This is a genomic window from Azorhizobium sp. AG788 (assembly GCF_004364705.1).
In the GTDB taxonomy this organism is placed as follows: domain Bacteria; phylum Pseudomonadota; class Alphaproteobacteria; order Rhizobiales; family Xanthobacteraceae; genus Azorhizobium; species Azorhizobium caulinodans.
Map to the genome: position 1 here is coordinate 221,243 of NZ_SOBM01000006.1, position 13,221 is coordinate 234,463.

12 protein-coding genes are annotated in these 13,221 nt (G+C 70.1%); 2 read left to right on the plus strand and 10 right to left on the minus strand.

Annotation, left to right across the window (positions count from 1 at the left end; all coding sequences use genetic code 11):
• Positions 1 to 79: 79 nt before the first annotated feature.
• From ccmI to DFO45_RS17030, 4 genes are all read right to left on the minus strand, one after another.
• A complete protein-coding gene (gene ccmI / locus DFO45_RS17015; RefSeq protein ID WP_245518152.1) occupies positions 80 to 1,249 on the minus strand; it encodes a c-type cytochrome biogenesis protein CcmI in 1,170 nt (389 codons plus the stop codon).
• Between the two features lie 131 nt (positions 1,250 to 1,380).
• A complete protein-coding gene (locus tag DFO45_RS17020) occupies positions 1,381 to 1,794 on the minus strand; it encodes a LipA protein (protein WP_012169662.1) in 414 nt (137 codons plus the stop codon).
• A 109-nt stretch (positions 1,795 to 1,903) separates the two neighbouring features.
• On the minus strand, positions 1,904 to 3,298 hold the full coding sequence (locus tag DFO45_RS17025; protein ID WP_012169661.1) for a HAMP domain-containing sensor histidine kinase: 1,395 nt from the start codon (positions 3,296 to 3,298) through the stop codon (positions 1,904 to 1,906).
• Positions 3,299 to 3,326: 28 nt separating this feature from the next.
• On the minus strand, positions 3,327 to 3,998 hold the full coding sequence (locus DFO45_RS17030; protein WP_012169660.1) for a response regulator transcription factor: 672 nt from the start codon (positions 3,996 to 3,998) through the stop codon (positions 3,327 to 3,329).
• Positions 3,999 to 4,274: 276 nt separating this feature from the next.
• On the opposite strand from DFO45_RS17030, the gene DFO45_RS17035 reads away from it, so the two are divergent.
• Positions 4,275 to 4,487, plus strand: coding sequence for a hypothetical protein (locus DFO45_RS17035; RefSeq protein ID WP_043878963.1), 213 nt, complete (start codon positions 4,275 to 4,277; stop codon positions 4,485 to 4,487).
• A gap of 2 nt (positions 4,488 to 4,489) precedes the next feature.
• Here the strand turns inward: DFO45_RS17035 and DFO45_RS17040 are convergent, their stop codons facing one another.
• The 6 genes from DFO45_RS17040 to DFO45_RS17065 are packed head-to-tail and all read right to left on the minus strand — an operon-like array spanning position 4,490 to position 12,173.
• Positions 4,490 to 4,738 (minus strand): hypothetical protein, encoded by a 249-nt coding sequence (locus DFO45_RS17040; protein ID WP_133865816.1) that lies wholly within the window; start codon positions 4,736 to 4,738, stop codon positions 4,490 to 4,492.
• 14 nt (positions 4,739 to 4,752) lie between these two features.
• Positions 4,753 to 6,231 (minus strand): DUF2793 domain-containing protein, encoded by a 1,479-nt coding sequence (locus tag DFO45_RS25505; RefSeq protein ID WP_133865817.1) that lies wholly within the window; start codon positions 6,229 to 6,231, stop codon positions 4,753 to 4,755.
• A 23-nt stretch (positions 6,232 to 6,254) separates the two neighbouring features.
• Positions 6,255 to 10,166, minus strand: coding sequence for a glycoside hydrolase/phage tail family protein (locus tag DFO45_RS17050; RefSeq protein WP_133865818.1), 3,912 nt, complete (start codon positions 10,164 to 10,166; stop codon positions 6,255 to 6,257).
• A 39-nt stretch (positions 10,167 to 10,205) separates the two neighbouring features.
• Positions 10,206 to 10,643, minus strand: coding sequence for an NlpC/P60 family protein (locus tag DFO45_RS17055; RefSeq protein WP_133865819.1), 438 nt, complete (start codon positions 10,641 to 10,643; stop codon positions 10,206 to 10,208).
• A complete protein-coding gene (locus DFO45_RS17060; RefSeq protein ID WP_133865820.1) occupies positions 10,640 to 11,524 on the minus strand; it encodes a DUF2163 domain-containing protein in 885 nt (294 codons plus the stop codon). The genes DFO45_RS17055 and DFO45_RS17060 overlap by 4 nt, the downstream gene beginning before the upstream one ends.
• Positions 11,525 to 11,531: 7 nt before the next feature.
• Positions 11,532 to 12,173 carry a DUF2460 domain-containing protein gene (locus DFO45_RS17065; RefSeq protein ID WP_133865821.1) on the minus strand — a complete coding sequence of 214 codons (642 nt, stop codon included), beginning with the start codon at positions 12,171 to 12,173 and terminating at the stop codon, positions 11,532 to 11,534.
• Between the two features lie 105 nt (positions 12,174 to 12,278).
• On the opposite strand from DFO45_RS17065, the gene DFO45_RS17070 reads away from it, so the two are divergent.
• Positions 12,279 to 13,025 carry a hypothetical protein gene (locus DFO45_RS17070; protein WP_208299819.1) on the plus strand — a complete coding sequence of 249 codons (747 nt, stop codon included), beginning with the start codon at positions 12,279 to 12,281 and terminating at the stop codon, positions 13,023 to 13,025.
• Positions 13,026 to 13,221 lie beyond the last annotated feature (196 nt).

Sequence of the window (13,221 nt, forward strand, 5' to 3'; positions counted from 1 at the left end):
GGTCTTAACGTCTCCAAGCTCCAGCCCTCATACAGCAGTTCTCCAGCCCGATCCTTGACCTGCATCGGCTGGTTGCAGCCTAACCCCCGAGCCCCAGTTCCTGCCGCGCCGTATCGATGCGGCGGCCCGCCTCTGCATCATCGGCGAAGGCCTTGCGCGCAGATTGGAGCGCGGCCTCCGCCTTGGTCTTGTCGCCGAGCACGCTCCAGGCCCGTGCGAGCCGCAGCCAGCCGTCGAGATCCTTCGGATCGGCGGCGAGCCGCTCCTCCAGCCGCGAGACCATGCCCATGATCATGGCGGAACGCTGCTCCGGCGTCTGCTGGGCAGCCGCGGCCACGTCCTCGGCGGAAGGGCCCGGTGCCGTCGCCGATGTCGCGGGCTGCGGCAGGCGCAGGACGGAGGAGGACGGGGCCCTGCCGCCCACACGCGCCAGCGCCGCGGTGACGATCGGGCGCCACGGCGCATCGGCCGGCGCGCTCTGGAGCAGGCTCGACCAGAGGGCGGCGGCATCCGCCTTGCGGCCGTCCTGCTCGGCGGCGAGGCCGAGGAAATAGCGGGCCTTCACCGACTGCGGGTCCAGCGCCGCGGCGGCGGCGAAGGCCTGCGCGGCCTCCTGAGTGACCATGCCGTTGGCCGCAACCGTCAGCACCTCGCCGAGGGCCACCTGCCGCTCGGCGCTGTTGCCCAGCAGGCGGATGGCCTGCCGATAGGCGCGCGCCGCATCCTCGAGGCGCCCCATGCGGGCATAGACCGGCGCAAGCAGTTCGTAGCCCTGCCCGTCATTGGGATTGGCCGCCAGATGCTCCTCCACCCGCCGCACGAGGATGGCGATGTCGGTGCCGTCCGGCGGTGCCGTGAGACGCGCGGCAAGCGGCGCGCCGGGCACGGAGGGCGCGCCGGTGAATCCGTAGATGCCGGCGGCCACCACGGGAATCAGGATGAGCACGAAGATGGCGGCGAGCCGTCGCCGGCGCACGCCGTTCGCCTCGGCTGGCGAAGCCTCTCCCGCCGTGCCGGCGGCGGCGAGGATGCGGCGGCTGACTTCGATGCGCGCCGCTTCGGCCTGCTCGGCCGGCAGGCGTCCGGCCGCCTGATCGCGGCCGATCTCGGCGAGTTGGTCGCGATAGACCGCAAGGTCCGCCTCGCGCTCGCTGTGCGCCTCGCGCCTGCGGCTCAGGGGCCACAGCACGGCCATGACCGCGGCGGCGGTCATCAGCGCAAAGGCGATGAACAGCGGAAGGGACATCATGACAACTGCCGTATCGGAGCAGGAAGGAAATGCAACGCTGCTTTCCGTCGCGGGCCTTCGCCGCGACGGCGTCTCACGCAAGCGTCATTAGATAGCCGCCGGAAGATCGGGCGCTGCGGGGCGACCCTGCGTCAGCTTGGCGCGCCCCAGGTGCCGTCCGCCGCCCGGCAGGCGACCCCGCGGGTCGTCAGGGGTCGACCCTGCACATAAATGGTATGTGAGTAATCGCGGCACTGGGGATTGCCTGGCCGGGCATACGCGGGGCCGGCAATGACCGTGCCGTAGGCACCGCTGTCCCCCTTCCAGCCAACCGGGCTGCCGGGACCGCCATATTCCAGCGCCTGCACTTCGGCGGCATAGGCGCGTTGCTTGTCCGTCTCGTCCAGCGGCGCATTGGCATAACCCGCCGTCACGCCGAGCACGGGCGAGGTGGACACCACGGGCGCCGGCGCCGAGGCGACCTTGGGCCCATCGTCGGACGTGCTGACGCAGCCGGCGAGCGCAAGGGCAAGGAACGACACACAGATGACCTTCGGCGCGATCATGGCTGAGCCTTCGCTCGGGTCTCCGGCGGACGGACCGGAGCACGCACAGGATACAAAATTTACGAGAAAGCGGAGGGGCCTGCCTGCGGCGGACCGCCCCACCTTCGGGTCAGGCTGCGGGCAATACCAGTTCCGTACGCAATCCGCCAAGAGGCGCGGTGTTCATGTCGAACCGTCCCCCGTAGAGCGAGGCGAGTTCATGGACGATGGACAGGCCGAGGCCGGAACCCGGCTTGGATTCGTCGAGCCGCCGCCCGCGCCGGCGCACCTCCGCCCGCTTGCCGGGGCTGAGGCCAGGGCCGTCATCATCGATCACCACCCGGAAATAGGCCCGGTCGCTGGCGCCGCGCGGCTCCATCGCCACCCGCACGAACACCCGTCCCGCCGCCCATTTGCAGGCATTGTCGATGAGATTGCCGATCATCTCCTCCAGATCGTGCCGCTCGCCCCGGAAGCGGATGTCCTCGCCCACCACTTCCACCTCGATGGAGAGGTCGCGCGTCCGGTGGATTTTCTCCATGGTGCGCGAAAGGCCGGTGACGATGGGGATGACATCGCACACGCTCACGACGACGGAGACGCGGGCCGCCATGCGGGCCCGCTCCAGATGGTGGCCCACCTGGTCGCGCATGAGCGTCGCCTGGTCGCGCACGCGCACCGCCAGCGGATCGTCCCGGTTGCCGGCCTCGTTGAGCAGGACGGAGAGCGGCGTCTTCAGCGCATGGGCGAGATTGCCCACATGGGTGCGGGCGCGGTCCACGATCTCCTTGTTCGCGTCGATGAGGGCGTTCACCTCCGCCACCAGCGGGGCGACCTCCTCCGGATATTCTCCCTCGAGCCGTTCCGCCTTGCCGGACCGCACGGCGGACAGCGCCTCGCGGATGCGCACCAGCGGCCGCAGACCGAAGCGGACCTGGAACAGCACGGTGAGCAGGAAGGCGAGGCCCAGCACACCGAAGGTGCCGACCAGGGCGAGATTGAAATTGGTGATCTCGTCCTCGATCTCGGAGGCATCGCCCGCCACCGTGATGCGGTAGCGCCCGTCCTGCCCCAGGTCGAGGGTGCGCTCCACGAGGCGCAGCATCTGCTTTTCGGGACCCGGCGCATAGCCCTCGCGCACGCCGCCCGGCCGCTCTACGACCCCCAGAGCTTCGAGGCTCGGCAGGCCGCCCTCGGGCAACGAGCGCGAACGGCGGGAGGCCGGCTCGGGACCATCGAGCCGGCTCATCTGCCAGTACCAGCCGGAAAAGGGGAAAAGAAACAGCGGGTCCGTGAGGCCCTGCGGCTCCGGCAGTTCGCCGGTGTCGGGCATGTCGCCGGTCGCAAGGCCGCCCACGATGGTCTTCAGATAGACGTCGAGGCGCCGGTCGAAGGCGCGCTCGGCGCCGTCGCGATAGAGCGAGGACAGCACGACGCCCACCACGAGCAGGATCAGCGCCGTGACCACCACCGCCGACAGGAACAGGCGGAAGGCGAGAGAGCCGGGCGTGCGCGGCAGGATCATGGGACGGTCTGCCGGAAGGCGGGCATGCTCAGCGCGCGGTCTCCGGCGCTGCCAGAAGATAGCCCAGGCCACGGACGGTCTGGATCACGTCGCAGTCGATTTTCTTCCGCAGGCGGCCGACGAACACCTCGATGGTGTTCGAGTCGCGGTCGAAATCCTGCTCGTAGAGATGCTCCACCAGTTCGGCGCGGGAGACGACGCGGCCGGCATGGTGCATGAGATAGGAGAGCAGGCGATATTCATGGCTGGTGAGCTTCACCGGCGAGCCACCCACCGAGACGCGGCCGGAACGTGTATCGAGACGTACGGGACCGCAGGTCAGCTCGCTGGAGGCATGGCCGCTGGCGCGGCGCAGCAGCGCACGCAGGCGGGCGAGCACCTCCTCCATGTGGAAGGGCTTGGCCACATAGTCATCGGCACCGGCATCGAAGCCCTGCACCTTGTCGCTCCAGCGGTCGCGGGCAGTAAGGATCAGCACCGGCATGCGGCGGCCGGCCCGGCGCCAATGCTCCAGGACGGAGATGCCGTCGAGCTTGGGCAGGCCGATGTCCAGCACCACCGCGTCATACGGCTCGCTGTCGCCGAGGAAGTGCCCCTCCTCCCCGTCGAAGGCCGTATCGACAGCGTATCCCGCTTCACCCAGCGCATTCACCAATTGCCGGTTCAGATCCGGATCGTCTTCTATCACCAGCAGACGCACGTCTTCGTCCTCGCCGACCACACCTCAGGCCGGGCGGGAGAATGCCAGAGCGCGCGGCTTCTGTCAGGTCTGCTGTGTACATCTCGGGACGCTCCCCGCGCCAGGCGCGAGCTTGGCTTTTGCTGCAACCGCAGGGCCCGAGCCGCTTCGGTATCATGGAGCGGCACAGCCCACGCGGCACCGACGCGGCAACGGAAGCTGGACGGCACCCGCGCCCGTATCCTATGAGTTGGTTGCAACGTCCTTACGGAAAGCAGTTCCTTCCGGGGTGCATAAATGGAACGGGCCCTCGCCGTGGCGTTTCTTGGGCTGATCGTGATCGCGGTGTCGGTCATCTTCTTCCTGCACGCCAACTCAATGGGCCTGCTCTATTGGCGCTCCTTCCGGGGCGACGAAATGACCTGCAGCTATTTTTCCGGCCTGGCGCTGCACGAGGTCACCTACCACCGCTCGCGCATGGAATGCCCTTGGGTACGTAAATCCTGGTGAGGTCAGACGGCCGGACGGGCGAACGCCTCGCGCCCCAGCACGCGCACCGGCAGATCCGCCAGCGTCTCGCGCCGGGTCGCATGTGCGGGATCGTCCCGCACGGCCGCGGGCAGCACGAAGGTCTCGCCATCCGCGAGACACACCGGCTCCAGCGCCGCGCCCGGCGTCGTTTCGCCGCGCAGCACGTCGGCCTGGGCCGGGGTCAGGATCAGGCAGGCGATGGCGTCATCGGCCACGGCAACATCGGTCATGATATCCTCCACACTCATGCGCCGAGCGCCGTGAGATAAGCGCGCAGCGCCGCGTCAAGGGCCGCCACCTCCGCCGCCGTCAGTCCGCCGCCGATGAAGGCCGCAGAGACGCGGCTGGTGCCATTAACGTAGGGCGTCCCTCCCGCATTGATGGCCAGCAGATAGAATTCCAGCGTCGACGGGGCTGAGGCCGCCGCGGACACGCTCTCCACGAGCGCACCGTTGCGATACCGCACGACCGAAGCGCCGTCGGTCCGGGTCGCCGTATAAAATCCGGGGTCGAGGAAGGCGCTGTAATTGACCACGGGGATGATGCCCGTCTGGTTGATCGTCAGCGCACAATAGTCGCCATCGCCGGCGCCGTAGCGGGCGATATGGCTGCCCTGATAGCCAGGCAACTGGAGGGCACCGATGGTGAGGCCCCGCCGGCCGTTCTCCGCCACCCACACGCCGAGACTGGCGGAGGCCTGACGGAAGCGGGCCGCGCCGCTCGGCACGAAGCCCGTGCGCAGATGGGAAGTGGCGCCGTCCGACCGATAGCCGCGATCGGCACTGAAGGCGGGGCTGTTCACCTCGGTGAGGCCATAGGCGGCGGAGACCCAGTTCACCCGCGCCGAGGCGGAATCGGGTGCGGCGAGGACATAGAGCGCATCGAGCTTGGCCCACACGCCGGCATCCACCAGGGCCCCGACCAGCCGGTCCATGAGATATTGCCGCGACGGCGCCGGAGCGGGCATGCGGGCGACCAGCGCCACCGTCTCGGCCCGCGCCGGCACGTAGCCGCCGCCCGAGGCGCCGGGCACGGCACAGAGAAGATAATGGATCGCCACGCGCACCTGCCCGCCCGTGAAGGCCGCGCCCTGCGCAGTGAGAACCACCGGCGTATCCGTATAAAAGGCGCGGGGTCCGATGACGCCGGCATTGGTATTTCCCGCTGCCGCGCCCAGAGAACCACCGAAGGCGGACGGCTCCCCCGCGATGCCGCAGTGATAGGCGGTGGCGCCGGTGACCGTTTCCAGCGTCCGCGTGGAGACGCCGATCACCACGGCACGGGCTGGAATGACGGTTGTGGTGGCGACACTCGTTCCGAACAGGAACACGTCCTCCTCAAGCACGACCGCTTCCAGCATGCCGCCGCGGGCGCCACTGGCGAGGGGCGACACCCAGGCGGTGCCATCAAAGAGTCGCAGGCGGCGTTGATCGGCGACATACGCCAGCGTTCCCGGCACGCAGGGCAGGACGTCCCACGCACCCGCCTCATAGGCGGCGATGCGCCCGGCATGCCCCGCGAAGACGCCGCTCGCGCCCACAGGCACGAACCATCGCGCGCCCTCCGCGGGCGCGGCCGGGGGTGTCAGCGCGGTCAGGCTTTCGAGCCGCAGGTGCACCTGTGCGTCCAGGGCCCGCAGCGCCTCATTGTGGGTGACATGCTTCTGCGCCTGCGCCGCCGCGAGATAGGGCAGCGCGAGATTGGCGGTGGTCTCGGAGGCCATGACGGTTTCCTTGTCCAGAAAGATCAGACGCTCAGCGTCGCAACCGCCGGGCGACCGGTGCCGATGAGTGCGGAGAGCTGGGTGATGCGCACGGTGATCCGGGCCTGCGGCGTGCCGAAATCCAGCAGTTCGTCGGCGGTCGGATAGAGAAAGTCCGTCTCCGGCGTTTCGACTGTCCGCAGCACCGCTTCGCCGGAGAGGATCTCCACGCGGTAGTGCTCGGCCCCCTCCCCGAGTGGCACTTCGACGCCAGCCCAGCCATCGCCGTCGAAGCGCGTCCGGCGGACCCAGGAGATCGCGATGCCCGCCGAGGTGCGCGTCCCGGCAAGATGCACCGGCGCATAGGGTCGGAGCGCGGTGTCCGGTACGTTGGTGGAGATTTCGAGCACCTGCGCGTCGCCATGGTCCCGGTCGGCCCGGCCGATGCGATAGAGGACGCTACGGCCGAGCGGCGAGAGGTCCGAAGTGAGCGGCACCAGAGCCGCGTCCAGCAGCACGGCCCGCGTGCCGGCGGGCCAGCTCTGCGCCACCTCAGCCTCAGTACCAGCCTGTCCGCGGAGCAGGCCGGAGAGTTCATAAACGCCCGACCCCAGCAGTTCCGCCTGTGCGAATTGCAGGACCTCGCTCGCGCGCCCCTCCGCCACCAGCGCCAGCGCGTTCGCCTTCTCCAGCACGTCCGCCTCGCTGCGGCCGACCAGCGCGCCGGCCAGCAGCTCCACGCGCGCACGGGTGGAGCGGTCGAAACGCCAGAGCGGCCCCGGCGGCAGCGGATCGAGGAGTGAGAGGATGGTCGCCGGGGTGGTGACGCTGGCGAGCGTCGTGAAGCTCGCCCCATCGCTGGAGCGCCAGACGGTGAGCGCACCCGGCCATGGGGTGGCGGTGGCGGCAAGATACTGAAGCACCGGCGGATCGCTGGCGTCGAGCGGCGGCAGGTCGAGCAGCAGCACGCCCGGCGGCCCCGACGCGCGCGCCACCGGCACGGGCGGCGCCGAGGCGCGCCGCAGAGCGGAGCGGAAGACAGAAAGATCGATGGTGCGGGCCGTCACCGCCCGCCCCTCCCCATCGCTGATTTCACGAATTTCGAGGCGCCGGGTGCGCCCGTCGCAGGTGAGGTCCACCACGTCGCCCGGCTGAAGCGCCCGCAAGGACGGCGGGAGGGTGAAACGGGCCTCCTCGCGCCCCGCCCATGTGTCCTGGAGGAGCATGTCGGCGGCGCGCACCATCAGCGCGTCGCTCGCCATCGCCAGCACCTCCAGCAGCGTCACATGGCGCGCGGCACCGGCGAGACGGCGGGATGACACCGTGCGGCGCCGATAGTCCGCGCCGCCGTCACCGAAGGCGATCTCGACCTCCAGCGGCAACTCGGTTTCCTGCGCGCGGGTGAGCAGCAGCGGAGCGGCATCCTCCTGCGCCACAAGGTCGTCCTCGTCGAGCGACGTGACGACGCGCCGTCCGCGCGGTCGGAAGACGAGCGTCGCCCCCTCCTCCACCGCATCGAAGGCGAAGGCGCGGGCCAGCGGTTCGATGGCCGCTCGGGCGGTGGTGGGATCGCTCACCACATAGCCGTCCACCACGCCTTCGAGCGCACTGGCATCCACATCGGAGAGGCCATGGTCGGCGCAGATGCGCGCCACCAGCGCATCGAGCGGGGCGGTGCCGAGGCGGCCGGGGAGCCAGTGGCCCGTCTCCCAGTTCTCGCCGTCCGCCCAGACCGAGGTGGCGAGCGGGAAATAGGGAAAGGGCCGGGCATCCCAGGTCCACAGATAGATGCCGGGGTCCACCATCCGCCCGCCGGGCACGAAAGCAGGGGGATTGTCGACATCGCTCGCGCCGAAGGCGGGATCGAAGGCTGCGGTCATCATCTCCAGTGTGCGGCGCTGGATAAAATCGTCCCGTCCCCGGTTGGAGAAGGGCGGGAAGCCGCCCTCGGAGGATTTGGCATCGGGGAAGGTGCTGGGCCGGTTCGGCCCCTTGTCCACGGCCCCGCAGCCCATCTCCATGAGGCGGATGGGCTTCGCGCCCGGCACCCAGGCGGTGGGGGCGCCATCGCGCACGCCTCCCGGCCGCGCGTGATGGGCGTTCGCCCACCAGGACCAGAGGTCCTTCTGGCGGAAGACCCAGGGCTCGCCATAGGCGCCATCGGTGATGGGCATGCGCACCTGCGCCGCGCGGGCGGCCTCGTCCGCATAGAACCAGTCGTAATTCTCGCCACCGCGCAGGTTCGCCTTCAGATAGGCGCGGTCATAAAGCGTGACGGCGCGGGCGGCGTCGAGATGGTCCGCGCCGTCCCGCCAGTCGGCGAGCGGGGCGTAATAATCGATGCCGACGAAATCCACCGCCGGCGATCCCCACACGACGTCGAGCGGAAAGGCGAGCGTGCCGTCGGCGAAGGCCTGCCCGCCATATTCGTCCCAGTTGGCGCCGTAGGAGACGTTCGTTCCCGCCCCCACGATGCCCTTCGCGTCGGCGGCGAGGCGGGCGAGGCGCTCGGCCGCGGGGAAGCTCCCGCCCGGCCCGCGCACGCGGGTGAGCGCGGCCATCTCGGAGCCGATGAGCAGGGTCTCGACACCGCCCGCCATCACCGCAAGATGGGCATAGTGCAGCACCATGCGCCTGAGGCTCCATTCCAGCGGGCCGATATAGAAGAGGTCGGTGCCGAAGCGCAGGAAGTGCTCCGCCTGCGCGTCGCCGAAAAGCGCATCGATCTGTGCTTCCGCCTGAGCAGATCCATCGGGCGAGCCGGGGCGTTCGGGTGCGGGATCACAGGTGATGCGCCCGCGCCAGGGATAGGGTGCCTGATCGGCGCCGAGCGTCCACGGGTCCGGCAGGCCGTTGCCGGAGGGGATGTCCATCATGATGAAGGGATTGAGCGCCACCTCCAGCCCGCGCGTCTTGAGGGCGGCGATGGCGCCCATCACGCTGGCGTCGGAGGGCGTGCCGCCATAGGCCGCCGATCCGCCATACCAGGAGACGGTCGCGACCTCGGCGCGGGAGAGGCCGGCGACGCGCCACTGGGCTCCCAGCGTCTCCTTGTCCTGTCGCTCCACCTTGGGCTCGATGCGGCATACGCCCGCCCGCAGATCGCTGCCGAACCAGGTGACGACGAGCGACACGCGCTTCACGTTCGGGCACTGCGCCTGCAACTGGTCGAGGGCGGCCGAAAGGTCGGTGGGCGCACTCACGGTGTGCCTGTTCTCGGGCGCGTAGGCAGCATAGCCGGTGACCCGCTGCACGAGGTCCGGCTGATAGCCGAATTCGGTGGCGCCGGGGATCAGCGTCACCGCCCGCACCTGCTGTTCCAGTTGGCCGATGGCGCGCTCCACCTCCACGGTGATCTGCGGCAGGCGGTTGCCATAGCGAGCAAGGGGCAGGCGCTCGAACACCACATAGGCCAGGCCGCGATAGGCGGGCGTGTTGCCTGCGCCCTGCTTGGCCTCGATCCAGGGATCGGGCGACTGGGCCTCGCTGCCCGTGTAGCAGCGCACCGTGACGCCGGTCAGGTCGAGCGGCTTGCCATCGGCCCAGATGCGGCCGATCCGCGTCACCGGTCCCTCGCACAGGCCGACCGCGAAGCTGCCGAAATAGCTGTAGGAGACGGTGGTGTTGGTGCGGCTGCCGGACACCGCGCTCTTGCCGCCGCTGCGGGGCGTGGAGGCGGATGCCACTTCCTCCAGTTGCGTCGCCCAGATGACCTGCCCGCCGAGGCGCACCCGGCCATAGATGCGCGGGAGGCTGGCGCCTGCCGCCGAGGTCATCACATCGAGGCTGGACAGACGCGGCCCGACCACCGTCCGGGAAGAGCCGCCGCCGGAGAGCAGCATCTGGTCGAGCGCCGCACCGCCGAGCGCCCCGAGCGCCCGGCCCGCCAGCGCACCGATGGGACCGAACAGGCTGCCGACGGCGCTGCCCGCCGCGCCGAGAAGGAGCGTCGCCATGATGTGTCTCCGGAGTTCAGGAAGGCAGGCCGCGCCGGCTCAGCGGCCCGGAAAGGCGAAGACCGCCGCCAGATGCCGCTGCCACCACGGGGCGAAGTCGCCCTCGCACACCGCCGCGCCGTCATAGGCATGGATCATCCGCCCCGGTGCGCTCAACAGGGCGCAGTGCTTGGCGGGAAGGTGGGCGCGGAAGCGGAAGAGCAGCACATCGCCGGGCTGCATGGCTGCCGTCTGGACCGACACCAGATGGCGGTCGGCGGCGGCGATGAGCGTCTCCGTGCGTGACGCCTCCGCCCAGTCGGCGGCATAGGGCGGAAGGGGCTCGGGTTCCGCACCCATCACCGCCCGCCAGACGCCGCGCACCAGGCCGAGGCAATCGGTCCCCTCGCCCCTCACGGAGGCCCGGTGATGATAGGGCGTGCCGATCCAGGCACGGGCTTCCGCCACGATGGCGGCGCGGCGCGCGGCGTCCGTCACGCGAGGGTGCCGCCGTCGTAGGCGGCCTCCCCGAGCGCAGCGACGGAGAAGACGAAATCATTGCCCGGCATGTGCGGGCAGCCGCGAAAATTGCGGGCGTTGGCAAACCGGTCACGGCAGGTGGCAAACTGCTTGTCGCAGCCGGCCGTCACCTCGAACGCATCGCCTGCGACGATACCCTCGGGCAGCGCCTGCCACAGATCGAGCACCACACCTGCCGCGTCCACCGCGTGGGCCTTCACCTCGCAGGCGAAGCCCGCTCCGGCCCCGCCGGTGAGGCGGAAGCGCCCGCGGGTGTAGCTGCCCGCCGCGGCGCCCGGACCGGAGACGACGAGGCGATTGTCCGCGCCCATCGCTGCGATCACGCCGGAGGCCGTATGGCCATCCGAAAGCACGATGCCGCAGCGGGCATCACCGAGGTCCGCATCGCACAGGGCGCTGAACACGCGACCGCGCGTCTGGTTGAGCCCATCGGCGAGGCCGCGCAATTCCGCGGTGAAGGACAGGCCCTGGCGGCGCACCTCGCCGAGCGTACCCCGCCGGAGCAGGACGTACGTTTCCGGGGCCTGCCAATCGATGAGCAGGAAGTCGAGGAGGGCGCCGTCATAGAGGCCGGCGGCCAGCGCGGCCTCTTCCAGCGTCTCGCCGGAGAGGGCGCCGGACACTTCCATGCCGGTCACCGCAAGGCCCGCCGCGAGCGTGCTCTCGCTGGCGGAAATGCCGCTGGCCGCATGGAAGGTGACGCCATCGATGACGAGGTCGCGGTCATGGTCGGTGAAGCCCTGCACGTGGCCGTCGCGGCGGGTGATGCGCCAGCCGTTGCAGAACGTCGTGGCGCCCGCCTGGAGAGCGGCGGAGAGGGCATCCGGAAAGCGGCGCATGGCATCCTCACGGACGGATCTCGATGATGGGAATGCGGGGGATCTCCCCGGCAGCGAAATGGGTGAGATTGATCTCGAGGAAATCAGTGTCGAAGCGCACCGGAACGTCGAAGCGGAAGCCGGCGGTGATGGTCGCCCCAGCGGGCGGCACATGCCCCTCCGCAAAGGTCACGCGCCCGCTCGCCGGATCGCAGGAAAACGCCGTCCCCTCGGCCATCACCACGCCGCCCACCGCGACCCGCACGCTGCCCGCGACGGGCTTCGCAATGGTCCGCACATAAGGCGCGAAATGGCTGCCGTAGGTCTTCACCAGCTGGAAGGCGAGGGTCGTTCCATCGCCGGTGCCGATACGCTGATCGAAGGGGGTCGGCGCGGCATCCGGAGCGCCCGAGGACGGGTCGGTCGGATCGCGCCAGCGGAAGCCATGGAGGCGGCCCCTGCGCTCCTCGAAAAAGGCCAGCACCTCGTGCAGCGCGCGGAGGCTTTTCACGCCGTATCCGGCGTCCCACCTGCGCCGCGAATCAGCGCGCCGGGTGTTGCGTTCCTCGCGGCCGGAAGCGGTTGTGACGACCTCCGTCACCCGTTCTGGGCCACCTGCGGCACCGAGTGCCACATCGAGCGGAAACAAAACCTCATGAAAGGAGGGCATCTTATGTCTACTCCGCTCAATTCTGGCGTTCCGTTAATAGTTTCAGTCTTGACATAGTTGAGAGCCGCGCTTTGACTTCCAACCATCGAAGGATGGAGCCGCCTGATGGCCAAGACGACCCGGACGACGACCGCCGCCGCCAAGGCGCCGGCTGCCAAGAAGACCGAAGCTGCGCCCCCGGCCGCTCCCACGCCGGCCGCCGAGACCGCTCCGGTGAAGACCGCTTCCGCCAAGCCCGCTGCCGCGAAGAAGCCCGCCGCTGCCAAGGCGCCGGCCAAGGCACCTGCGAAAGCGGCTGCGAAGGCTCCCGCCAAGGCGGCCGAGAAGCCCGCAGCCAAGGCGCCCGCGAAGGCGGCGAAGGCCCCGGCCAAGGCTGCTGAGCCGGCGCCCGCCAAGGCCGCGGCCGCGAAGCCCGCCGCCAAGGCGAAGGCTCCCGCCAAGGCCGCCGCGCCCAAGGCTGCCGCTGCCAAGACCGCTGCGGCGCCCAAGGCGGCGGCTCCGAAGACCGCTGCCAAGCCCGCCGCCGCGAAGGCTGCGGCGCCGAAGGCCACGGCCGCCAAGTCGGCCGTTCCGAAGGCCGCGCCGGCGCCGAAGGCCGCGAAGGTCGAAGCGGCGAAAACCGAACCCGCCAAGCCGGCCAAGGCGCCCGCCAAGAAGGCGGCTGCCAAGGAGGCCGCGCCCGCCACCGAGGCGAAGGCCCCGGCCGCAAAGGCGCCTGCTGCGAAGGCTGCGCCGAAGGCGAAGGCGGCCCCTGCCAAGGCGGCTGTCACCAAGGCTCCTGCCGCGAAGGCCGCGCCTGCGAAGCCCGCCGCTGCGAAGGCCCCGGCCAAGAAGGCCGCCAAGGCGAAGTGATCGGGGGGGACCGGCCCACCGGTCCCCGTCATGTGGTCCTTATCGACGGCGTGCGGTCTCGCGCGCCGTTTTGCTATCCGCTCGCTCGGCCTCTCTCGCGGAGAGGCCGGTGCGAACCGCCTGTCGCGGCGCGCGCTCCACCGCGCACAACCGGCTGGCGGTCCTTGTTACGCCATCATTGGATGCCAGCGTTCCT

What these genes read in the sequence shown, in the direction of transcription:
- DFO45_RS25505 (WP_133865817.1), bottom strand. Translation starts at nt 6,231, where the DNA reads ATGGCCTCCGAGACCACCGCCAATCTCGCGCTGCCCTATCTCGCGGCG.
- DFO45_RS17025 (WP_012169661.1), bottom strand. Translation starts at nt 3,298, where the DNA reads ATGATCCTGCCGCGCACGCCCGGCTCTCTCGCCTTCCGCCTGTTCCTG.
- DFO45_RS17070 (WP_208299819.1), top strand. Translation starts at nt 12,279, where the DNA reads ATGGCCAAGACGACCCGGACGACGACCGCCGCCGCCAAGGCGCCGGCT.
- DFO45_RS17020 (WP_012169662.1), bottom strand. Translation starts at nt 1,794, where the DNA reads ATGATCGCGCCGAAGGTCATCTGTGTGTCGTTCCTTGCCCTTGCGCTC.
- DFO45_RS17065 (WP_133865821.1), bottom strand. Translation starts at nt 12,173, where the DNA reads ATGCCCTCCTTTCATGAGGTTTTGTTTCCGCTCGATGTGGCACTCGGT.
- DFO45_RS17050 (WP_133865818.1), bottom strand. Translation starts at nt 10,166, where the DNA reads ATGGCGACGCTCCTTCTCGGCGCGGCGGGCAGCGCCGTCGGCAGCCTG.
- DFO45_RS17060 (WP_133865820.1), bottom strand. Translation starts at nt 11,524, where the DNA reads ATGCGCCGCTTTCCGGATGCCCTCTCCGCCGCTCTCCAGGCGGGCGCC.
- DFO45_RS17040 (WP_133865816.1), bottom strand. Translation starts at nt 4,738, where the DNA reads ATGACCGATGTTGCCGTGGCCGATGACGCCATCGCCTGCCTGATCCTG.
- DFO45_RS17035 (WP_043878963.1), top strand. Translation starts at nt 4,275, where the DNA reads ATGGAACGGGCCCTCGCCGTGGCGTTTCTTGGGCTGATCGTGATCGCG.
- ccmI (WP_245518152.1), bottom strand. Translation starts at nt 1,249, where the DNA reads ATGATGTCCCTTCCGCTGTTCATCGCCTTTGCGCTGATGACCGCCGCC.